This is a genomic window from Mesorhizobium caraganae, from assembly GCF_016836705.1.
In the GTDB taxonomy this organism is placed as follows: Bacteria; Pseudomonadota; Alphaproteobacteria; order Rhizobiales; family Rhizobiaceae; genus Mesorhizobium; species Mesorhizobium caraganae.
Genome location: NZ_JAFCGY010000001.1, coordinates 1,193,661 through 1,215,616, shown reverse-complemented (window position 1 = coordinate 1,215,616; position 21,956 = coordinate 1,193,661). Strand labels below are relative to the sequence as shown.

The following is a 21,956-nucleotide window of genomic DNA, read 5'->3' as shown; positions in this document are numbered from 1 at the left end:
TATGGCGGTCTTTGATCTTGCCAGCCTGATCACGGCCGCTGCGGACACGATTGCCGCCCACGCCGAGGAGTTGACCGCTCTAGACCAGGCGATCGGCGACGGCGACCACGGGCTGAACATGAAGCGCGGCTTTGAAGCCGTGCGGGCCGAGGCAGAGGCGTTTTCGGCCAAACCGTTGCCCGAGGCCCTGAAGGGGATCGGCACCAAGCTGGTGATGACGGTGGGTGGCGCGTCCGGGCCGCTGTTCGGCACGCTGTTCCTGACGCTCGGCAAGGAGATTTCGGCAGAGCCGGATCGCGCCAACCTGACGGCTGCCTTCGGCAAGGCGATCGAAGCGGTGGCCGCCAGAGGCAAGTCGCAGGTCGGCCAGAAGACGATGCTCGACGTGCTGCAACCGGTGCATGACGCGCTTGCGGGTGGAAAGACGGCGGCGGAGATCGCCGATATCGCTGATCGGGCGGCCGACGCGACCATTCCGATGAAGGCCCTGCGCGGCCGCGCCTCGTTCCTTGGCGACCGTTCTATCGGTCACATGGATGCCGGCGGACGCTCGGTCGCGTTGCTGGTGCGGGCGATCGGCGAAGCGCTGGAAGGTCAGCCATGAGCAATGTCGGCATCGTCATCGTCTCGCATTCGCCGCTGGTCGCCGAAGGCACCGCTGACATGGTGCGCCAGATGGTGGGCGACGAAGTGCCGCTTGCATGGTGCGGCGGAAACGGCCATGGCGGTCTCGGCACCAGTGTCGAGGCGATCATGGGCGCCATCGAAAAGGCGTGGTCGGAGGCCGGAGTCGCCATACTGGTCGATCTCGGCGGCGCCGAGACCAACTCGGAGATGGCGGTGGAAATGATCGGTGAGCCGCGGGCGCAGAAAATTGTCGTCTGCAACGCGCCGATCGTCGAAGGTGCGGTGATGGCGGCGACCGAGGCGTCCGGCGGCGCCTCGCTGAAGGAAGTGGTGGCGACGGCGCATGAATTGTCGCCGTCGTGAATGAACGGGAATTTTGAGCGCATGTCCGCATTTGCCGAGGCAACCGTCCTGATCACCCACGAGGTGGGTCTGCATGCGCGCCCTTCGGTGAAGTTCACCAAGCTCGCCAAGAGCTTTGCCGCCGAGGTGGAAATAGCACTCGCCGCCAACGGTCCGTGGTTTGACGCCAAGAGCATCGTCAAGGTGATGGCAACCAGGGCGCCGAAAGGCACCATGCTGCACATAAGGGCCAGCGGCGAGGCCGCTGCTGAGGCGGTCGGCGCGTTGGCTGAACTGGTGCGGCGCGATTTCGACGAGGACGCGGGCCATGCCCGAACCGCTTAGGCTGCAAGGTATTTCGGCCTCGGCCGGCTATGCCGAAGGGCCGCTGTTCAATCTCGACCGCGGCCCTGCGCGCTACACGGGCAAGGCGACAGCCGGCGAGGAGAAGGCTGCACTGGAAGCAGCACTCGCCGGCGCGACGGACCGGCTTGCGACCCTGATCGAAACCGCCGATGAAGAGGCCGCCGGCATTCTCGAGTTTCAGCTTGCCATGCTGGAGGACGAGGCGCTGACCGGACCGGCCTTCGCGGCGATCCCTTCCGGCATGCCGGCCGACATGGCGTGGCGGCAAGCGTTGGACGCCGAGATCGCCGGCTATGAAACGTCAGACCAGGACTATTTCCGGGCTCGCGCTGCCGACATGCGCGATATCCGCGACCGCGTGCTGCGCGCGCTGACCGAGGAGCAGGAGAGCGCTGCGCCAGCGGGCGCCATTCTCTATGGCGAGGACATTGCGCCGACGCGCTTTCTCGAGACCGACTGGAGCGCCGGTGGCGGCATCGCGCTAAGGGCCGGCAGCACCGCCAGTCATGTTGCGATGCTCGCGCGCTCACGCGGTGTGCCGATGGTGGTGGGGCTTGGCGCTTCGCCGGCTAATCCCGATGGCCTGGCCCTGCTCGATGCCGAACATGGCGGCATTGTATTGGCGCCCTCAAAGGCCGAGATCGAAACCTTTCGCCGTTCGTCGTCTTCGTTTGCGGCACGCCGCGACAAGGCCGACGCCTATCTGGCGAGGCCGGCAGTGACCAAGGCCGGCACTACGGTGCGCGTACAGGTCAACATCGCCGATCCCTCAGAGGTCGACAGCATCGACATCGCAACCTGCGACGGCATCGGGCTGATGCGCACCGAATTCCTGTTCGGCAAGGCGCCGCCGGACGAGGAGACGCAATACAGCTGCTATCGCAAAGTGCTGGAATGGGCCGGCGACAAGCCGGTGACCATCCGCACCGTCGACGCCGGCGGCGACAAACCGGTGCCGGCCTTCACCGTCGAGGAGAGCAACCCGTTCCTCGGCCTGCGCGGCATCAGGCTGTCACTGGCAAGGCCGGACGTGTTTCGTGTGCAAATCCGGGCGTTGCTGCGCGCCGCCGTGCACGGCAATCTGAAGGTGATGTTTCCAATGATCGCCGTTAGCGAAGAATACCAACGTGCCGCCGCTCTGTTCGCGGAAGAGCAGGCTGGGCTCGTCGCGCGCGGCGTCGCGCAAAAAATGCCGCCGCTCGGCATCATGGTCGAGGTGCCGTCGGTGGCGATCGCGCCGGAGGCGTTTGCCGATGTCGCCTTCTTCTCGATCGGCTCCAACGATCTGACCCAATATGTGATGGCGGCAGCCCGCGACAACGCTGCGGTGGCACACCTCAATTCGGTCCGCCATCCGGCCGTATTGCGGCTGATTGCTGAAGTCGCCGCTTTCGGCTTGCGCGCAAAGATCCCGGTCAGCCTGTGCGGCGATGCCGGCGGCGACCCCGCAGCGATACCGGCCCTGATTGAGGCCGGGCTGCGCGATCTTTCCGTCGCTCCTGCACAACTTGCCATGGCCAAGGCGACTATAGCAGATGTTGCGATCTAGGCGTGGCTGAGATGGTTGACAAGACACCAGAACCCGGCTCCGACGAGGCGATCCGCGCCTACAAGACGATCCTGTCGCAGGTCATCGACCAGCGCCCGTCGGGCATGCGCCAGCGCCTTGCCGATGCGCTGGGCAAGCACCGCAGCTTCGTGACGCAAATCTCCAGCCCAGCCTATTCGATCCCGATCCCATCGAAACATTTGCCGGCTATTTTTTCTGTCTGCCATTTCAGCCCGGCCGAGCGCGATCATTTTCTCGCCGCCTATCATCTGGCGCATCCCGGCAAGATGTCGATCGCCGCCGGCATGCGCAAGACGCGGCATGTCTCGCTGATCGTGCCGGATTTCGGCGACGACAGGCAGAATGCGGCGCTCGACAGGGCGGTCAATGATTTCATCCAGAAGATCACCAGCATCACCGGTAAAAGCGGGGGCTGAGCGTTTCCTGGTGTTCGGGAGGACACATGAAGAAATTTCTGAATTCAGTCGACACGGTGCTGACCGAAAGCCTCGACGGCTTGGTTGCTGCCCATGCCGACATCCTGGTGCTGGGTGACGAGCACAAATTCATCCACCGCAAGGTGCTGAAGCCAGGGAAAGTAGCACTGATCTCGGGCGGCGGCTCCGGCCATGAGCCGCTGCATGCCGGCTTTGTCGGTCACGGCATGCTGGACGCCGCCTGCCCGGGCCAGGTGTTCACCTCGCCGACGCCGGACCAGATGCTGGCGGCCGCCGCGGCCGTCGATGCCGGCGCCGGCTGCCTGTTCATCGTCAAGAACTATGAAGGCGACGTGATGAATTTCGACATGGCCGCCGAGATGGCCGACGGCGTCCTGCAGGTGGTGACGAATGACGACGTCGCGGTCGAAAACTCGTCCTATACGACCGGCCGGCGCGGCGTTGCCGGCACGCTGGTGGTCGAAAAGATCATCGGCGCCGCCGCCGAGCAAGGCATGGCGCTGGCGGATCTCAAGGCGCTCGGCGACCGCGTCAACGCTGCGACGCGTTCAATGGGCGTGGCGCTGACCAGTTGCACCGTGCCGGCGGCGGGCAAGCCGACCTTCGACATTGGCGACGGCGAGATGGAATTCGGCGTCGGCATCCATGGCGAGCCCGGCCGGCGTCGCGACACGTTGAAGAGCGCCGATGCGATCGCCGGGGAGATTTGCGCCGCGATCCTGGGCGATCTCGGCGACAAGGCGAATGGCCCCGCCCTGCTGTTCATCAACGGCTTTGGCGGTACGCCGCTGATGGAGCTTTATCTGATGTACAACAGCGCCCGCAAAATCTTCGAAAACAGCGGCGTGACAGTGACCCGCTCGCTGGTTGGGTCCTATGTGACGTCGCTCGACATGGCCGGCTGCTCGATCACGCTTACCATGCTGGACGGCGAAACGACGGGTTTGTGGGACGCGCCGGTGCACACGGCGGCGCTGCGCTGGGGAATGTAGCGGAGAGGCTTTGCCCGATATTCCGATCAGGCAGCGTTATGAACCGGCCGTCAGCCCGCCGGACCGATCGGACCGGACGCACCGTTGTCCGCGGTCACGCTGGACAGCTTGCCCGCCTTGCGCAGCACCGGCGCCTCGTATTGCTTCTTGGTCATTTCATTTCCCCCTTTGTCGGCAAGTCCGGTGGTGGCCCGACAAGGACACCGGCATCTGGCCTTAGCCAAGCCGAAGTCTCAGAAGTCTTAAAGCGCCTTTGACGCCCCGCCGGCCACCAGGCTGGACAATTTTCCCGCCTTGCGCAGCACAGGCGCCTCATACTTTTTCTTGGTCATTCCAATACCCTCCAGATTCCAATGCAAAAGAATGGACGGAAACCTCGGAAAGTCAATTCATGAGCCGGTTCTGCCACCATGCGCTGGCTTCATGCATGCTTTTCTGCAACATACGCCCTCCCAGAGCAGTTCACCGAAATGGAGGGCTGCCCTAGTTTCTTGTCTTGATGCAATTTCGGATGGAAAACCGCTTCACACTTTTCCTGGAATTGCTCGATTGGGCGAACGACATCCGGATTGATGCTGCCACCTCTTGCGCCTGCCGATGAAAAACTGCTGCTGACCTTCGCCGATCCGGAGGCGTCGGCTGCTGTCGCCAGTGACGTTGCTGCCAAAACCTTGCTGGCACTGCTCGCCAATGCCGAGTTCCACGGCGTGCTGCCGATCATGCTGCGCAAGCTCCGGGAAGTCGGCGACGCGCGACTGCCGGCAGATGCCGCCTTGCAGCAAAAATTGTCGGAACTGCGCGACCAGTCGACGCTGGCGACCGGCCAGTCGATGCTGTTGCAGTATCATGGCGATCGCATCATGAAGGCATTGGCGGCGAAAGGCGTTCCGGCCCGCATCGTCAAAGGGCCGGTCTTCGCGCGCAAACTTTACCGCCACGCCGCAGACCGGCCTTTCACCGACATCGACATTCTGGTCGAGCCGGCCAGCATCGTCGACGCCAATGCCGTGATTGCCGGATGCGGCTTCGAGCTCTGGAGCGGCGAGGCGCAGTCTCAGGATCTGCAGGAGTTCAAATGGCTGGAGAAGGAGAATACCAGCCTGCTGATCGAACTGCACGGCAATCTGGTGCATGATTCCGGCATGCGGCGGCGGCTGTCACTAGACTTTCGCGAATTGCAGATCATCGACAGTGGCGAGGCCGACACGCCGGCCGCGCTGCTGACCATCGCCATCGTGCATGCCGCGGGCGGGCACAAGTTCCACCGGCTGCAGCTTTGCGTGGACGTGTTGCAGGGTGTGCGCGCGCTGCGCTCGCATGCGGACGAGGACCGGCTGTTCGAGGCGGCGCGCATGAGCGGCATCGAGCTCGAACTGGCGACGGTTCTCAATGTGACGGGGCGGCTGTTCAATGCACCGCGCGCGGTCGAACTGGCCGACCGCATCGAACCCGATCTCCCGATACGTCTGGCCAAATGGCTCATCACGGGCGATACACTGCTCGGCGTCAACTCCCGGGACAAGATGCATTCGCGTCTGCGCCGCGACGCCTTCCGCTGGGTCCAGCGGCTTGCCAGGCCAAAGGCGCATTTCTCCTGAATGGTGCTTAGTCCCGCGCCGCCAGCGCCGAGCGGATCAGCGGGGCCGCCTCGGCCGGGTTCGCACCGACTTCCAGCGTAAATGTCGGAACGGCTTTGACCAGCATCGCGATCGTTGCCATGCGGCGCCTCTGCGCCGGCAAAAGGCCGGTCATGCCGGTCCTGACATTGTCGGCGGCGAGCGCCACCATGGCGTCGGTCCTGGCCATCGGCGCCAGCCGGGTTTGCGCGTCCGCCGAGCGGGCGAGATGAAGCAATGCTACGACCGGCCGGTCGACTGTCTCCTCGATGCGGATGATCTCGGCGAGACGTTCCAGCGAGACGGCCTGCTCGCCATTGGTATCCCATTTGTCGCCAAGGCAGGGAGCCACGAAAGGCAGCATCGCCGCCGTGTTGCGGTGGACCTTCACCTTGCGCGGCAAGCCCCAGGCCGTGATACCGCCGTCGGACGCAAGCTTGAGGATCATGACGTCGTCCGAGCACAGGCCGAAGCCTTGCGATGCCAGCGCCAGCGAGGTCGTCGACTTGCCGGTGCCGCTCGGCGCATGGACCAGCACGAGCGCCTCGCGGCCGGGCAATGTCAGGCCGGCGGTATGGAGCATATGCTGGCCGCCGGCATCGAGGGCGGCATCCAGCACCATCATCAGCAACGTCCATTTGACCTTGGCGTCGGGATGAACACGAATTTCGGCCCAGCCCTTATCGGCGTTGATCGAGGCGGTCTGCAGGCCGGGAAAGATCAGGTGAACGATGCCGCCGCCGTCGATCATCCGGCAATGGCCTTCCTCCGGCACCTCGCCGTCGAAAGCGAGGTTGCCGGCAGGTGATTCCTGCAGCGCCGACGTCTCGACGATGTTGACGCGGAAAGCGGGCTCGACGGGTTCGGCCACACGCAAGGTGCCGAGCATGAGGTCGAAACTCGGCCAGAGATCGGCCCGCGAGGCCGATATGCTGATGACCTGGCCCTTGAGGTCATAGCAGAAAGTGGCCGCCGAACCGGTCAAGCAGCGTGCGCCTTTCCGGCATCGGCGTGATGGCGATAGATCTCCACCATGCCGGGGAGGCTGTCGCTGACCACCGGCCGGCCGTCGAGGCAAACCCAGCAATGGGCGGACATGCGCTTTGCCTGCATCGACTTTGGATCGACGCCGAAGCGCAGATCCGGATCGAAGCCGGCAAAGCGCAGGAAGCGGTGCGCGAGCAGGCCTTCCCTGAGGCATCTTCGATCGCGCATCAACCAGGGGTGCCGGACGGTGCGGTTGACGGCAGCCACGATGTAGGCGGACGACAGGCCGCGATAGGGGGTAGGCGCGCTGAGCGGCGCCCATTTCAACACCGATTCGAAGCTGCGGCGGCCGATCAGGACCGGCATCAGCCGCGCGCTTGTCCACAGATGGACGCGAAACAGGGTGCGCAGGAGAACGCCGTCCACAATCAGAGAGCCGGATCGGCGAGAATGCCTTCGCCCACCAGTTCGGCGGCCAGCGCCGCCATGTCCTGGTCGAGTGTATCCTTGTCGACCTCGAACTCGTCGGACAGCAGGACGACGATCTGGTCGAGGCTGCGGGCGCCGTCGACCTTGTCGAGAAAGGCTTCGGTGGTGCCGTTGCAAGTGTAGAGCTGGCCGCTGCGTGCGAGCAGTACGACGGCGCCATCGCCGACATGCTGGACCGAGGCGTCGTCGGCCAGCCGCAGAACCATTTCAGAAGCGATTTGGGCCATGGAGCCCCTCCAGACCATTTCCTGAAAAGGAGATAGCGCGGCGATGCGGCGATGTCCATTACGCGGACGGGACGGAGAACAGGCCGGTCGAAACGATCTGTGGCAATCCGGCAACGGCAACACCTCTACGACACACGCTACCAAAACACGGTGGAGACATCCAATCCTGGGTTGTGGTAAGTTCCACGCCGTCGCAGGGCTGAGAGCAGGACTCCGCCCCGGTGCGCAAACCGTCAAGCCGGCTGTCGGACAGGGTCAAGGTGTTGCTTTTCTTACCTTAAGTAAGCTATGGAGTCGCCGGGTTTTGGGAGACTTACGAGTATGCGTTACAATTGGGAGCGGGCTCCGACGACGTTCGAACGCCATCGGAAGGCACTGGCAGCCGCTATATTGATTGCAGGTGGCGTCGGCCTCATGCTGGCGGCCTTGCCGCTTTAAGAGCTGATATCCGACACGAGCCTCACGGGGCACATAAGCCGTTGCTGCCTGCCGCAAGGCAGGCTGCGGCTCATCGTGCGTACCCCGTCACGGCGATGAAGCGGCGGTCGCGTCCCTCGAAACCCTGGCTGAAACGCTGCACCAGCACAGCCAGCACGGCCGGTTTGCCGGGCGGCGCGTATTTGTAGGATTCCGACAGGCTGTATGAGGTCGGGCAGTTGCGCGAGCCTGGCACAGCCTTGTCCTCGTGCAGGACCTTGAACGGCTTGCCGTCCTGCCCCTGCAGGGACAGGCGGAAGCCGAGCGCCTTGCCCGTCTTGTCCCCTTGAAGTGCCTTGTCACCTTGAAGTGCCTTGTCGCCCTGCTGATCGTCCGGCTTTGCATCGTCGAAGCTTGCCGAGCAATCCGTCTTGCTGTCGGCCAGGATCTCATCGAGCTGGATGGTCGAGATCTCCGTTTCGTCATAGAGCGGCGACAGCCACTTCTGCGCCGCTTGTTCGAGGCGGAAGATGTCGTTGTACTCGACGATATCGTCCGGGAAGGAGAACCTGTCGGACGCCGTGCGCTCACCGCGTGCGGCAATGGCATGTTGGGCAAGGATGGGTGCGGCCTGCTCTGCCGCCTGCGCCCGTGCCTGCTCCAACGTCATCGTCGCCTGTTCCGATAGATCGACGATAAGAATCGGCTTGCCACCGGCGAATTCGTCGGTGCGAGTGTCGATGATCTCGATCTCCGAGTAACCTGAATCGGACGCTCCGGCGTCGAGCGTGCCATATTGTTCGAAGGCAAAATAATTGCCGTCGGGCGAGAAGCCGATGATGCGCCGGGCCGCGGCATCGCCGGCCTGGGCGGCGGAAACGATCGTCAACAGCAGCACTGCCAGGCTGGCAGATCCAAACCCGTATCGCGACGTCATTGCGCCCTGCCCCGATTTCAACTCGATTTATGGTGCCTGCAATTTGTGACCATGGCGAGATCGGTTATACAGCAAACTGGGGGGCATGGCCGGGAAAGCCGGCATAGGCTATTGCAAGACGGCAAACTTGCCTGGGGAGGAATGGATGGCGTCACGCTACCACGAGGTCTATGACGGCTGGAAACGCGACCCCGAAAAATTCTGGGCCGATGCCGCCGAGGCGATCGACTGGTATTCGCCGTGGGCCAGCGTGTTCGATGCCAGTGCGGGCGTTTACGGGCGCTGGTTCAACGGCGCCACCTGCAACACCTGCTACAACGCCATCGACCGCCATGTCGCCGGCGGCCGCGCCGACCAGATCGCGCTGATCCATGACAGCGCCATCACCGGCACGGTCAAGAAATTCACCTATGCCGAGCTGAAGCGCGAAGTGGTGGCGCTGACGTCGGTGCTGAAGAACCGCGGCATCGTCAAGGGCGACCGCGTCATCATCTACATGCCGATGGTGGCGGAAGCGGCGATCGCCATGCTCGCCTGCGCCCGCATCGGAGCGGTGCATTCGGTGGTGTTCGGCGGCTTTGCCTCGCACGAGCTTGCCACCCGCATCGACGATGCCAAGCCGAAGCTGATCATTTCGGCGTCGTGCGGCCTGGAGCCGGGACGCGTCGTCGCCTACAAGCCGCTGCTCGACAAGGCGATCGAGATGGCGCGGCACAAGCCGGACGCCTGCCTGATCCTGCAGCGCGACCAGCTGCGCTGCGAGCTGAAGGAGCATTACGACATCGATTTTGCCGACGCGGTTGCGCGCGAGCGCGCGGCAGGCGCCAATGTCGACTGCGTTCCGGTGCTCGCCACCGACCCGCTCTACATCATTTACACTTCCGGTACGACCGGCCAGCCAAAAGGCATCGTGCGCGACAATGGCAGCCACATGGTCGCGCTGAAATGGACGATGGAAAACGAGTTCGGCGTCAAACCGGGCGAGGTGTTCTGGGCGGCCTCCGATGTCGGCTGGGTGGTCGGCCATTCCTACATCGTCTACGGGCCGCTGCTGCATGGCGCGACAAGCGTGCTGTTCGAGGGCAAGCCGATCGGCACGCCCGATGCCGGCACTTATTGGCGAGTAATTGCCGAGCATGGGGTCGTCGCGCTGTTCACCGCGCCAACCGCCTTCCGCGCCATCAAGGGGCAGGACCCCAAGGGCGCGTTCGTTGCGAAATACGATTTGTCGAAGTTCCGCACGCTGTTCCTCGCCGGCGAGCGCGCCGACCCCGAAACCATCAAATGGGCGGAACAGAAACTCAATGTGCCGGTGGTCGACCATTGGTGGCAGACCGAGACGGGATCGCCGATGACCATCAACCCCGCGGGCCTCGGCCTGCTGCCGGTGAAATACGGCTCGCCCGGCGTGCCGATGCCGGGCTACGACATCCGGGTGCTCGACGATGCCGGCCATGAAGTGCCGCGCGGGACGCTCGGGAATGTGGTGGTGAAACTGCCGCTGCCGGCCGGCTGCCTGCCGACGCTGTGGAACGCCGACGCCCGCTTCCGGCAGGCCTATCTTGAGGAGTTCCCCGGCTACTACAAGACCGCCGACGCCGGCATGATCGACGAGGACGGCTATCTTTATGTCATGGCGCGCACCGACGACATCATCAATGTCGCCGGCCACCGGCTGTCGACCGGCGCCATGGAAGAGGTGCTTTCAGCGCATCCCGATGTCGCCGAATGCGCTGTCATCGGCATCGCCGACGCCATGAAAGGCCAAGTGCCGCTCGGCTTCGTCGTGCTCAATGCCGGCGTCGCCCGCGATGCCGCTGCCATCGAAAGCGAGGTGGTCGGGCTGGTGCGCGAACGGATCGGTCCGGTCGCCGCCTTCAAGACGGTGGTGACGATCAAGCGGCTGCCCAAGACGCGCTCCGGCAAGATCCTGCGCGGCACCATGCAGAAGATCGCCGACAAGGAAGAATGGACGATGCCGGCGACCATCGACGATCCCGTCATCCTCGACGAAATCACTGCGGCGCTCAAGGCCCGCGGCATCGGAATCTGACCACTCGCGCTGCGGGGGCCGAGCCGGCACAGAGGCGTGGTGGCGATCCGCTGAGCCACGGATCCGGCTGCTGCTCGACCACAAGGCGGTCTGATCGCCAGGCCTTGAGGCCCGCGGCGAAAGCAGCCGCCGTTATGGAATTTCCAACGCCTGCCATGTATCCACGGATTTCTGGCGCGTCACAAAGGCGCGCCAGTGAAAACGAAACCCGATTTTTGGCAGGCATCGAGCCCAGTGGCCTTGTTTCAGCGATCCAGACCCCCTCGGCCGGCGCCGCGCGAGCGCCTGGAAATGGATATGGAGGATACCGTCGTCTACGCGATCGGCGACGTGCATGGCTGCTACAAGGAATTGCTGTCGCTGGAGGAGAAGATCGCGCTCGACGGGCTCCAATTTCGCGGGCGCAAGATCATCGTCATGCTTGGCGACTATATCGATCGCGGGCCGCAATCGGCGCGCGTGCTAGATCATCTGCTGGCGCCGCCGCCGAAAGGGTTTTTGCGCGTCTGCCTGGCGGGAAACCATGAAGTGGCTATGCTGAACTATCTCGACGGCTATCTGTCGCGGGACAGCTGGCTGGCGATCGGCGGCCGCGAGACGCTGTTTTCCTACGGCGTCGATCCGGAGCGACTCAGCAGCCTCTATGCATCCAGCGACGAGGTCGACAGGCGCATAAGGGAGGTCATCCCCGTCGATCATATCGACTTCCTGCGTAGCCTGCCGGTGTTGCTCTGTTCGGAGAAATTCGTGTTCGTCCATGCCGGCATCAGGCCGGGCATCGACCTTGTGGCGCAGGACGAGCAGGATCTGCTCAACATCCGCGACGAGTTCTTCGACGCCGCCCATCTGCTCGACCGCTTTGTTGTGCATGGGCACACGCCGGTCGACATCCCCCGGCTCGACGGACGAAGGCTCGACATCGACACCGGCGCCTTTCACACCGGCCGGCTGACCGCCGTCAGGATCGCCGACAAATTCGGCAAGCTGATCTTTTCCTGACAGTTGAATGCGGCTTGCCAGGAGCGCGAGGATGAGAAGCGGCATTCGGGTTTACGATCATCTCGATATGCTCGATGTGACCGGTCCGTTCGAAATGTTCGACTGGGTCGCAATATTACCCCGACCCGCCGTCCAGCAGCGCCATACCGCCGGCGCCGGCGTCTTGCCCTATTCCGCGAGCGAGAGATCAAAGCAGCCCAGCGTTTGACGCTGAGCTGCTACAACGACTTCACGCCGCCGTCTTGGCGCGCAGATCCGACTTTTCGAGATAGTAGGTCGAATAGCGGTCGAAGAATTTCTCCGAGCCGCCGAGCGAGCCGTATTTCGCCAGCTTCTTCAGGTCGACCTTGTTGAGCACGGCGCCGACGATCTTGTTGGCAACATAGGGCTCCTGTTCCAGCAGCGAGCGCACCATGGCGCGCGGTGTGCGGCCCCATTCGGCGACCAGCACGAAACCGTCGACCAGCGGCGCGAAGGCCTTGGCGTCGACCACGGGACCGAGCGGCGGCAGGTCGACGACGATGTACTCGAACGTCTCCTTGGCGTTGTCGATGAAACGCCGCATGCCGGCCGACGAAAGCAGCTCGCTGGTGTGCGAGAACTGGCCGCGCAGCACGGCCGGGATGATCGCCAGTTTGGTCTGGCGGTCGACCTTGCCGACCGACTGCCACGTCTGGCCGTTGACCACGGCTTCCATCAGCCCTTGCTCGGCCTCCATGCCGAGGTTGCGGCTGAGGCCCGGATTGCGCAGATCGGCGTCGATCAAAAGGGTTTTCGAACCGTTGGCGGCAAGCAATCCGGCCAGATTGGCGGCGACCGTCGACTTGCCCTCGCCAGGCAGGATCGAGATCACACCGATGACCCGGCTGCCTTGCCCTTCCATGACGACGTCGAAGGCGATCTTGGCGTTGCGCAGCGTTTCGGAGAACATCGATGCAGGCGCATCGACGCTGACCCGCATGCGCGCCCGTTTCTCGGCCGCCGACAAGGTGTTGGTGCCTTTGGCATCCGCCGCACCCTCATCGGCATCCTTGCTCAGCCTGCCGCCGATCGTCGGCAGATAACCCAGGAATTTGAGGCCGACGCGATCGCGAACGTCCTCGCCGGTCCTGAAGAACCGCTCGTTGAACTCGTTCAGGCCGCCAAAGCCGGCGCCGAGCAGCACGCCAAGCACCAGCGCAAGCGCCAGCACCCTGGAGGTGCGCGGGCTCGAGGCGGAAAGCGGTGCTGACGCATCCGAGATGATGCGGACCTTGCCGACCGGGAAGGACTGCTGCTGCGAGGCTTCCTCATAGCGGCCGAGGAAGGTCTGGTAGAGCGTGGTCAGCGCCTGCGCCTGCTGGTCGAGTTCGCGCAGCTTGACTTGGCTCTGGTTGTCGACGGAGCTCTTGCCGGCGGCGTCGGCGATCTTCTGCCTCAACGCCGTCTCGCGCGACAGAGCCACTTCATATTCGTTGCGATAGCTTTCGGTCAGCTGCTTCAACTCGCCGAAAATCTGTGTCGACAGATCGGCCTTCTCCTTGGCCAGCGCCACGGCTTGCGGATGCTCGGCGCCGAAATTGGCCGTCACGTCCTGCAGCCGCTTGGCGACTGTGAGATAGCGGGTCTTGAGCGTTGCAATGACCGAGCTCGCCGGCTGGTCGCTCGATATGGCGGAATCGTTGAAGGCGTTGTCGGAACCGCTTTCGACGATGGCCTTGTATTGCTGGTAGCGGGCGCCGGCGCGCGCCGTATCGGCCTGCGCGACGATCAGTTGGGCGGTGAGGTCGGCGATCTGCTTGTCGCTGATCAGCTGGCCGTCACTGTTGGCGGCCAGGCCGTGCTCGGACCTGAACTTCTCGACCGCGAGCGCCGCTGCCTGCGAGTTTTGCCGAAGTTCGGTCAGCCGGCCCTGCAGCCAGACCGCCGCGCGCTCGGTGGCGTCGAAGCTGGCGTTGAGCTGGTCGGCGAGATAGGCGTCGGCATAGGCCTTGGTGATGGCGGTGGCCAGCGCCGGATTTGTCGATTGGTAACCGATGGCAATCACATAGCTGCGGCCGGTGCGCTGTGCCAGCACCTCGCTCTGCAGCTTCAGCACAGCATAGTCATGGCGCGCCGTCTGCATCATCGCCTGGCGCGTCGCTTCATCGACATTTTCCATGCCGGGAATCTGGTCGGCGGAACTTGAGCGGAAATAGCCGACCACGCCGCGCACGAAGCCGATGCCCTTGGCCAGGGCCGATTGCGGCGGGTTCATGAACTCCGCGTTCTGGTCAAGCTTCAGCTTGTCGACCACCACTGAGGCCAGCCGCGCCGAGTTGATGATTTCGATCTGGCTGAGAAGGGCGGCGTCGGTCTGCATGGTGACGGATGTAGCCGAGATGTCGTCGACCACCTTGTTCAGGCCTTCGTCGATCAGCACGCTGGCCACCGACATGTATTGCTTGGGCGTGGTCTGCAGATAAAGCACGCCCATGAACAGGCCGATGATGGCGCAGACCGCCACCACCTTGACCTGCCGCGCCGCCATGCCAAGCAGGCGCTCGACGTCGATGAAATCTTCACCCTTTTCCTGATCGGTGTTGGGCAATGGCATCCTCTTGTCGAGAGGAAAGCTGGCATAATTCATCTTCGGTCCAATTCTAGGTTACAGGCGCCGGAGCGAGACGGGCTTCTCGCCCGAAGCTGCGGAGATCGGGGGCGAGATATGCAACGCAAGCTTCGTGCCATCTGGCGCCGGGCCTGAAGGGCCAGGCGCGCAGGCATGGGCTGCGCCATCGTCCAAACGCATATGCCCTCGAAAGATGGGCATTATGCGGCCACTTCCTGACGCTCATGCGACCGCACGAACGCCTGCAGCATTTCCAGCACCGGCCCCTTCATGTCGTCGCGCGCCAGCGCGAAGGCGATGGTGGCCTCTATGAAGCCTTCCTTGGAGCCGCAGTCGAACATGCGGCCGTTGAAGGGCTGGGCGTAGAAAGACTGGCTTTTCGACAGGCGGACCATGGCGTCGGTAAGCTGGATTTCGTTGCCGGCGCCGCGCTGCTGGTTGCCGAGCAGTGAGAATATCTCGGGCTGCAGGATGTAGCGGCCGTTGATGTAGTAATTCGACGGCGCGTTGGCCGGCGCCGGCTTTTCCACCATCGCCGTCACCTCGAAGCCGCCGCCGGCTTCAGCGCCCCGGCCGACAATGCCGTATTTGCTGGTCTCAGACGGGTCGCAGCGTTCAACGGCGATGACGTTGCCGCCGGTCTGCTGATAGAGATCGACGGTTTCGGCCAGGCAGCCGCGGCTGCCGAACGACACCATGTCGGGAAGCAGGAGCGCAAACGGCTCGTCGCCGATGACTTCGCGCGCGCACCACACCGCATGGCCGAGGCCTTGCGGCGACTGCTGGCGGATGAAGCTAGTCGCGCCCGCCACCGGCAGCATGCTTTCGAGCGCCTCCAGCTGGGTCTTCTTGCCGGTCTGCTCAAGCGTTCCGATCAGTTCAGGATGCAGGTCGAAATAGTCCTCGATGACAGCCTTGTTGCGGCCGGTGACGAACACAATGTGCTCGATGCCGGCTTCGAAAGCCTCGTCCACGGCATATTGGACGACGGGCCGGTCGACCACGGGCAGCATTTCCTTGGGCATCGATTTGGTCGCCGGCAGGAACCGTGTTCCGAGCCCCGCCACCGGGATGACTGCCTTCCTGACTTTCTGCATCTGGTATTCCTTCTGAGAGAAAAGATTTCTACCTATCGCCAGCCGGTTCATAGTTGGAGCATGATCTCTGGACAAAACGGGAACCGTTTTGTCCGAGAAAACCGGTTCCCACTTTCGGGATCATGCTCTGGCCCGCATGCTTCATCTCCCCGTCCCCACGGCAAACTGTGCCGCAACCCTCCGCAGCCGGACGGCGATCGGCATCGACATATGCCTGACAGCTGCCGGATCACTTAGCGCGGTGCGTATCGCCTTCAACGGCGAGCGCGCCTTAATGTGCTGGACCAGCGACAGGAACGATGCCGCCTTGCGCAGGCTGCGGGCGCGCCTGGCGAAGGCGGCCGCGGCAGCCGCGTCCATGGAATTGGTCTCCGCGAAGACCGCATCGGCCTTGCGCATCGCCTCGACATGGTGAAGTTCGAGCACACGCGAGATTGAGCCTGTGCGGATGTGGTAGATATAGCCGGTCGTCGGCTCGACCACGCATTTGCCGCCTTTGGCCAGCGCGTTGGCGAGCAGGATGTAATCCTCGCCGATGCTCAGATTTTCATCATAGCGGAGCCCGTTTTCGGTCAGGAAGCGGCGCTGGAAGATCGGCTTGAGGTAGCCAAGATTGAACGTGGATTCGAAAACGATGTTGCCGGCGATGTAGTCGGCGAGCGTGATTTCACGCAGGCCTTCCAGATATTCGGCGGGGAACATCGTCGCTTCGGCAACGCCGTCCTCGCGCACCACCTGGAGGTTGTCGACGGCGATCACAGCGCCTGCCTTTTCCGCCCGCGCGATCATGGCGGAAAGCCGCCCGGGAAGGACGGCATCGTCTGAATCGAGCACCGCGACCCAGCGGCCGGAAGCCAGCTCGAGCCCGGCATTCCTGGCGCCGCCCGGTCCGCGGTTTGCGGGCAATGCGACGACGCGGACGGTGTCCTGCGGGTAGGCTCTTGCGACGTCGAGCGTGTTGTCGCGCGACTGGTCGTCGACGACGATGATTTCGACGCTCACATCGCGCTGGGCCATGGCGCTGACGATCGCCCGGTCAAGCGTGGCCGCGGCATTGTAGGCGGCGATGACAAAGGAGACGTCAGGCTGCACGCTTGCCTCCTTGCTGCGGGGATGGCAGGCCATATTGACGGATCTCGCTGATACCGACCAGGCCGCTGACGACGCCGACATGCATGATGCCGCGCAGCACGCTGCGGTTGCGGCGAACCGGGCTGATCGCGGTGAGCGCCGCCATGCCGAAGCAGTAGGCGGCCTTGGCCGAGGCAAGTCCGACGTCCTTCATGCGTCTGGCAGCACCGGCATTTTGGCCGATGAGATGGCCATGTGTTTGGCCGAAGCGGAAGCGGCGGCGGCGCAGCCAGTCGAACGCGGCACGGGCGGAAGGCACTACTTCCTCGACCCATGCTTCCGGCGCGAAGGCGATGCGGCCACCGTCCCTGACCATGCGATCGAAGAATTCAGTGTCCTCGCCGCCGCTTTGGCCGCGCGCCAGGCTAAAACGCCGGTCGCGCAGGCTGTCGGCGCCCATTCTGAGCAGCACGTTGCAGGTGTAGCCGGTGCGGATTTCGCCCTGCACCCAGACCGGCAAGGTCGAATGGAAATCGCCCTTGCGCATCCAGTCCGGCGCGTCCGCGCGGTAGAGCGCCCGCACCGGACCGAGCACGGCCTCGGCGCCGCTGGTCTCGGCGGTGGCGACCAGCTCGGCAAGCCATTGCGCGGAGGCGGTCTCATCATCGTCGATGAAGGCGACAAAATCCGCCGTGCTGGTGTCAAGACAGGCGTTGCGGGCGACCGAGATGTTGCGTGCCGGGGCGTGCCGGTAGCGGACCAGCAGCTTCAATTCCCGCGCCAGCTCGATCACCAGCGACTCGGCGGTCGGCTCGTCGTCATTGTCGGCAACGATGACGCCGATGCCGAAGCCGGCAGGTATGTCCATGGCAGCGAGCGAGCGCAGCGTGTCGGCCAGTTCCGGCCGGCGAAACGTGCAGACGCAAACATCGATGCGGCGATCCCTCGAGGCCATGCTCATGACGCCACCTTGCGCTGCGATCCCGCCCCGAGCAGTTGCAGCCAAAACCCGACCGACCAGCCGAAATGCATGACCATCGCCGAAATGCCGGTCAGCACATTGTTGGGGTTGCGCTGGGCAATCGCGGTCCACACGCCATAGCCGAGACACACCGAGCCCCAGACCAGCAGCGGCACCGCCGCCAGCCAGTGGATGAAGGAAAATGCCGCGAGAAGAACGACAGGCGCCACCAGAAGCGGGATCATCTGCCGTACCTTTGGGATCATGCGATGCTTGAGCACATTCTTGGCGCGGCCGCGGCCATAGCCGAGATATTGGAAATACAGGCCCTTCAGCGAGGAACGTGGATAGTAGATCATCTGCGTCTTGCCGCTCATCCAGATGCGATAACCGGCCTGGCGCAGCCGGTAGTCGAACTCGGCATCCTCATTGTGGCTGAAGGTCTCATCATAGCCACCGACCGCGGTGAAGGCCGAAATCCGGATCAGCGCGTGATGACCATGGTCGACCCATTCGCCGGCCGAGAGGTGCCTGTGCTTGGAGCCGCCGGTGCCGAGCTTGGAATTTTGCGCCGCCGCGACCGCTTTCTGCACCACGCCGCTGCCGCTGGTCAGCATCGAGACGACGACCGAATCGGCTGATGTGGCCAGCGCCTCCTCGACCAGCCGGTCGCAATAATCGGCGGGATAGCCGCCATGGGCGTCGATGCGGATCAGATATTCGGCGCCGGCGCCGTAGCTGGCGACGGCGAGGTTGATCGCGGCGCTCTGGATGCGCTTTGGGTTGTGCAGGAGGATGACCTGGGGGTTCTTGGCCGCAACCGCCTCGACGATGGCCAAAGTGCCGTCGGTGCTGCCGCCGTCGGCAACGACGATGCGGGCGCCGAGCCTTAGCGAGGCTGGCCTCAGTTGCTCGAGCAGCGCCCCGATATGCGCCGCCTCGTTCAGGCACGGGATAATGATCAGGCTTGGCGGAAGCGCTTTCGTTTGCGTCATCGGTGCCTTCCTGCGTTCTGTATTTTTGTCATCGCCAATCATCCCTAAGCCAGTGCCTCGGTGACGAAGGAGCCGGGTGAAACCACCAGGCCGCGCAGCCGGTCGACAAAGGCGCGGCAGTCGCTGCGGTCGTAGCTCCATGTCCTCGGATTGCGGGCCAGAACGCGCGCCTTGGCCTTGCCGAAGCGCTCTTGGTCCATGCGGCCAAGTGCGGTTTCCAGCGTCTGCGGCGTGGCGTCGGACAGCAGGACGCCAATGTCCTGCTGGTCGAGGAAGCGCCCGGTCTCGGTGTTGCCCATCGAGATCGGCACGGCGCCGAAGCGGCAGCCCTCATAGAGGCGATTGGGCAGCAGCCATTCCGAATTCTGCCCTTCCTCGAAGAAGTCGATGGCCCAGGAGAAATGCACTTCGCCGTAGATCGCCGCCATGTCCTCCGGGTTGCGGTAGGGGCCGCGGAAAGAGAGATAGGGCTCGGCTTCGACAAAAGCGTGGAAATCCGGGAATTCCGAGAGTGCCGGACGGCCCCGCAGGACGACCTCGAAGCGCCCGCCCTGGCGGCGCGTGAAATCGGCCAGCAGCTCCAGCGATCGGCGGCAGCGAAGCGCACCGAACCAGCCGATGCGCCAAGGTGGCGCGACAGGGTTTTCCGCCTTCAAGCGGTCGTCCGTCGAGACCGGCGCGGTTTCGAAGTATTTGTTTTCAACCAGCTCCACCGGCGCTGCGACTTGCCCGAACGGCTTGAAATAATTGGCTATAAAGGCCGGCGAGCTGGTCACCAGAAGCTTTACGTCGCGGGCGAGATAGCGTTCCACGGTGCGCAGCGCCCGGCCCAGCATGTCGTTGCGCAGCACCAGGCGGTGGATATCGAGGCATTCGTAGACAATCGGCACGCCGCCGCGGAAGGCTGCCTTGGCACGTCTGGCCAGCGCCAGCATTTCCAGATTGCGCGCGATGATGAGATCGGGCTTCGGCATCGCCCCAAGCTTCGAGCCTATCGACAGCGCCGCCTTGGCGACCGCCGCCATGCGCTGGCCGAATCGGCCGTCACGCGTCGCGCCAAGGTCGATCGGCTGCAGGCCCTCGACGTCGAGAACAGCATTTGTGGTCCGACGGAAGCCGGCCAATGTGACCCGCGCGCCGCCTGCCCTGAGCATTATGATCCGCCGGCGCACGGCCGGGTCGGAAACGTCGTGCACAAGGTACAAGACATGCAGCATGAAAACTCGACCGCTGTTGGCCCACCCAAAGGAATGCTAACGCAGCTTTTGCTGCATCGCAACATTTTTGGTGCACCGTAGCAAAATTAGCCACCTCTACCGCGCCGCACAAATATATCGCCAGAAGTCGGTAGCGCGCAAAAAGTGGCTACCCAGGTGAGCCGCAGAAAATGGTACGACGTGCGGAGCCGGCAGTTTCGGGTAATTTTGCCCCGTGCGCGGCAAAATCGCGATCCGATCACGCCGACCATCAAAACTCCGATGTCGGTGACCGTGGTAAACCAATTGCTAATATTGTGTTGCACCGCAACAAAAAATGATGTTGAATTCACCCTAGGGAAGTTGGGGTTTTGAATTGGCTAGGGGATCCGCGCTGCATTCTGCTGCAGTGCGGGATGATGAGTGCATGGCAGCTCAGCTGCACTTTTGGAATAGCTTGCGAAGACCCCTGATGCCAACTGTTTAAATACGGGTGGGTGCTGCATGGGCAAGTCTCTTCGTATTGCCGTCTATGACGACAAGTATCCGACCAGTTTCGTTACGCCGCGAGCGTCCCGACATACGATCCTGCGACAGCGATTTCTGCCGTTCAACCTGGTCTCGTCGAAGCTGGAAGGTGTGACGCTGATCGAACCTGCTCTGTCCGTTGACATGGTGCATGCGTTCAACCGGATACCTGTCAATTCCTCGAAGTACATCATGTCATTCGAATCCCATTTGCCGCGGCAGTTCGCGCTTCGCAAACGCGGGCTTATGGCGCGATACCTGGTCTCGCGGATCACGACCCCCGGCTGCCGCCGCATTATCGCCTTATCGCATTTCGCCCGCAGATGTTTTCTGGCGCAGCATGCCGGAAATCCGCAGCTGGACCTCCTGACCGCAAAGCTGATGGTTCGTCACCCGAATATCGTCGTGCCCGCGGTTGAGGATGCGATGTCCCAAGACACTGCAGCGGAACTGGTGCTGACATTCGTCGGTGCCCATTTCGGCCGCAAGGGCGGATGTGTTGCGGTCAAAATCGCGGAAAAGGCGTTGGAGCAGAATTTGCCAATCCGGGTGAACATCGTTTCCAGTCTCCAGGTTGGCGGTCCCATATGGACAGACCCGACAGCTCCAGGGTTCTTCGACCCCTATCTCAAACTGCTCGGACTGAAGAATGTCCAACATCACGGGGTGCTGCCAAACCAGGCGGTGCGAAAATTGCTGCGCAATTCGCATTTCAGCATCCTCGCCACGTTCGGCGATACGTTTGGGTACTCTGCACTGGAATCGATGTCCGAGCACACTCCGGTTCTTGGGACGGGGGTCTGCGCTCTGCCGGAATTCCTCGAGGACGGCGTCAACGGGATTTCATTGCCAGTGAAGCTGAACGAGGTCGGTGATTGGTGGAACCCGGGATACGACTTCCGCGGCGACACGAATTTTGCCCAATATTTCCGCGATGAAGTCGAGCGCCTTGCCTGCCTGGCCATTGACCGGCTGAAGACCTATATCGGCCACCCCGAACTGATGGCGCCGCTACGGCGCCAAGCCCGCAGGACGGCGGAAACCATGTTTGCGGCCGAACCCGCAGGCGCATTTCTCGATGCGCTTTACGATCGTGTTGCGCTGGAGCGAGCGACCGATCCGGCGCAACTCGATCCAGCTCTTGACGTTTCCTCTCCGCAATCCTTGCCGGCTGAATCCTTGCCGTCCGTATCATCGCCGTTTGTGCCTAATGAAAATACACCGGAGCAACCCCACCGCATCCCGACCGCCTCCGCGGCTTGAGCACCCGGGCACCGCTCCGAAAGTAGCGACCGCGGTTGCTTTGCTGTTGCGCATTGGCCCACCGATCGGAAGGGGGCGGTTTATTCCCGGACGGTGCGGCAAGGAGAACGGATTTGCTGCTTTGCAACATTTTTGATGCAGTGCGGCGAAAAATTGCCATATCCTTGGTGCACGGCTCAATCCTCAAGGTGTCACG

General features: G+C 63.2%; 22 protein-coding genes. 11 read left to right on the top strand and 11 right to left on the bottom strand.

Annotated features, from left to right (window positions below):
- The first annotated feature begins 1 nt into the window (after position 1).
- From dhaL to dhaK, 6 genes are read left to right on the top strand one after another with little or no spacing between them, the layout of a single operon-like run.
- Entirely contained in the window at positions 2–604 is a 603-nt protein-coding gene (dhaL, locus tag JQK88_RS05935) for a dihydroxyacetone kinase subunit DhaL (RefSeq protein WP_203277743.1), read from the top strand.
- Positions 601–990 (top strand): dihydroxyacetone kinase phosphoryl donor subunit DhaM, encoded by a 390-nt coding sequence (gene dhaM / locus JQK88_RS05930; RefSeq protein WP_142867578.1) that lies wholly within the window; start codon positions 601–603, stop codon positions 988–990. Before dhaL ends, dhaM begins: the two co-directional genes overlap by 4 nt.
- A 21-nt stretch (positions 991–1,011) precedes the next feature.
- Complete coding sequence (locus JQK88_RS05925) at positions 1,012–1,314, top strand: HPr family phosphocarrier protein (protein WP_203277742.1); 303 nt, start codon at positions 1,012–1,014, stop codon at positions 1,312–1,314.
- Positions 1,298–2,884 carry a phosphoenolpyruvate--protein phosphotransferase gene (ptsP, locus tag JQK88_RS05920; RefSeq protein ID WP_203277741.1) on the top strand — a complete coding sequence of 529 codons (1,587 nt, stop codon included), beginning with the start codon at positions 1,298–1,300 and terminating at the stop codon, positions 2,882–2,884. Before JQK88_RS05925 ends, ptsP begins: the two co-directional genes overlap by 17 nt.
- Before the next feature lie 11 nt (positions 2,885–2,895).
- Positions 2,896–3,321 (top strand): hypothetical protein, encoded by a 426-nt coding sequence (locus JQK88_RS05915; protein ID WP_112560582.1) that lies wholly within the window; start codon positions 2,896–2,898, stop codon positions 3,319–3,321.
- A gap of 26 nt (positions 3,322–3,347) precedes the next feature.
- Positions 3,348–4,334 carry a dihydroxyacetone kinase subunit DhaK gene (gene dhaK, locus JQK88_RS05910; RefSeq protein WP_192249564.1) on the top strand — a complete coding sequence of 329 codons (987 nt, stop codon included), beginning with the start codon at positions 3,348–3,350 and terminating at the stop codon, positions 4,332–4,334.
- 50 nt (positions 4,335–4,384) lie between these two features.
- Here the strand turns inward: dhaK and JQK88_RS05905 are convergent, their stop codons facing one another.
- Positions 4,385–4,489 carry a lasso RiPP family leader peptide-containing protein gene (locus tag JQK88_RS05905; protein ID WP_192249562.1) on the bottom strand — a complete coding sequence of 35 codons (105 nt, stop codon included), beginning with the start codon at positions 4,487–4,489 and terminating at the stop codon, positions 4,385–4,387.
- 417 nt (positions 4,490–4,906) lie between these two features.
- On the opposite strand from JQK88_RS05905, the gene JQK88_RS05900 reads away from it, so the two are divergent.
- Positions 4,907–5,932 (top strand): nucleotidyltransferase family protein, encoded by a 1,026-nt coding sequence (locus JQK88_RS05900; protein ID WP_192249559.1) that lies wholly within the window; start codon positions 4,907–4,909, stop codon positions 5,930–5,932.
- 7 nt (positions 5,933–5,939) lie between these two features.
- On the opposite strand, the gene JQK88_RS05895 is transcribed toward JQK88_RS05900, so the two are convergent.
- The 4 genes from JQK88_RS05895 to JQK88_RS05880 all read right to left on the bottom strand — a co-directional run bounded on the left by JQK88_RS05895 (position 5,940) and on the right by JQK88_RS05880 (position 9,007).
- Positions 5,940–6,935: a phosphoenolpyruvate carboxykinase (ATP) gene (locus tag JQK88_RS05895; RefSeq protein WP_192249556.1), complete on the bottom strand. Its 996-nt coding sequence runs from the start codon at positions 6,933–6,935 to the stop codon at positions 5,940–5,942.
- Entirely contained in the window at positions 6,932–7,366 is a 435-nt protein-coding gene (locus JQK88_RS05890; protein ID WP_192250039.1) for a lasso peptide biosynthesis B2 protein, read from the bottom strand. Before JQK88_RS05890 ends, JQK88_RS05895 begins: the two co-directional genes overlap by 4 nt.
- Positions 7,366–7,653 carry a PqqD family protein gene (locus JQK88_RS05885; RefSeq protein WP_192249553.1) on the bottom strand — a complete coding sequence of 96 codons (288 nt, stop codon included), beginning with the start codon at positions 7,651–7,653 and terminating at the stop codon, positions 7,366–7,368. The genes JQK88_RS05890 and JQK88_RS05885 overlap by 1 nt, the downstream gene beginning before the upstream one ends.
- 508 nt (positions 7,654–8,161) lie before the next feature.
- A complete protein-coding gene (locus JQK88_RS05880; protein WP_203277740.1) occupies positions 8,162–9,007 on the bottom strand; it encodes a DUF2259 domain-containing protein in 846 nt (281 codons plus the stop codon).
- Between the two features lie 145 nt (positions 9,008–9,152).
- Between JQK88_RS05880 and JQK88_RS05875 the strand changes: the two genes are divergently transcribed.
- From JQK88_RS05875 to JQK88_RS05865, 3 genes are all read left to right on the top strand, one after another.
- Entirely contained in the window at positions 9,153–11,060 is a 1,908-nt protein-coding gene (locus JQK88_RS05875) for a propionyl-CoA synthetase (RefSeq protein ID WP_192249547.1), read from the top strand.
- 291 nt (positions 11,061–11,351) lie between these two features.
- Positions 11,352–12,059: a metallophosphoesterase family protein gene (locus JQK88_RS05870; protein WP_203277739.1), complete on the top strand. Its 708-nt coding sequence runs from the start codon at positions 11,352–11,354 to the stop codon at positions 12,057–12,059.
- A 31-nt stretch (positions 12,060–12,090) separates the two neighbouring features.
- Positions 12,091–12,267 (top strand): hypothetical protein, encoded by a 177-nt coding sequence (locus tag JQK88_RS05865; protein WP_192249541.1) that lies wholly within the window; start codon positions 12,091–12,093, stop codon positions 12,265–12,267.
- 21 nt (positions 12,268–12,288) lie between these two features.
- On the opposite strand, the gene JQK88_RS05860 is transcribed toward JQK88_RS05865, so the two are convergent.
- The 6 genes from JQK88_RS05860 to JQK88_RS05835 form a co-directional block, all read right to left on the bottom strand.
- A complete protein-coding gene (locus JQK88_RS05860) occupies positions 12,289–14,667 on the bottom strand; it encodes a polysaccharide biosynthesis tyrosine autokinase (RefSeq protein WP_192249538.1) in 2,379 nt (792 codons plus the stop codon).
- A gap of 182 nt (positions 14,668–14,849) precedes the next feature.
- On the bottom strand, positions 14,850–15,746 hold the full coding sequence (galU, locus tag JQK88_RS05855; RefSeq protein ID WP_192249535.1) for a UTP--glucose-1-phosphate uridylyltransferase GalU: 897 nt from the start codon (positions 15,744–15,746) through the stop codon (positions 14,850–14,852).
- 141 nt (positions 15,747–15,887) lie between these two features.
- Positions 15,888–16,871 (bottom strand): glycosyltransferase family 2 protein, encoded by a 984-nt coding sequence (locus tag JQK88_RS05850; RefSeq protein ID WP_192249532.1) that lies wholly within the window; start codon positions 16,869–16,871, stop codon positions 15,888–15,890.
- Positions 16,828–17,778 (bottom strand): glycosyltransferase family 2 protein, encoded by a 951-nt coding sequence (locus JQK88_RS05845; protein ID WP_192249529.1) that lies wholly within the window; start codon positions 17,776–17,778, stop codon positions 16,828–16,830. The genes JQK88_RS05850 and JQK88_RS05845 overlap by 44 nt, the downstream gene beginning before the upstream one ends.
- Complete coding sequence (locus tag JQK88_RS05840) at positions 17,775–18,773, bottom strand: glycosyltransferase family 2 protein (RefSeq protein ID WP_192249526.1); 999 nt, start codon at positions 18,771–18,773, stop codon at positions 17,775–17,777. The genes JQK88_RS05845 and JQK88_RS05840 overlap by 4 nt, the downstream gene beginning before the upstream one ends.
- A gap of 44 nt (positions 18,774–18,817) precedes the next feature.
- Entirely contained in the window at positions 18,818–19,990 is a 1,173-nt protein-coding gene (locus JQK88_RS05835) for a glycosyltransferase (protein WP_192249523.1), read from the bottom strand.
- 483 nt (positions 19,991–20,473) lie between these two features.
- On the opposite strand from JQK88_RS05835, the gene JQK88_RS05830 reads away from it, so the two are divergent.
- Positions 20,474–21,760 carry a glycosyltransferase family 4 protein gene (locus tag JQK88_RS05830; RefSeq protein ID WP_203277738.1) on the top strand — a complete coding sequence of 429 codons (1,287 nt, stop codon included), beginning with the start codon at positions 20,474–20,476 and terminating at the stop codon, positions 21,758–21,760.
- The last annotated feature ends 196 nt before the right edge of the window (positions 21,761–21,956 follow it).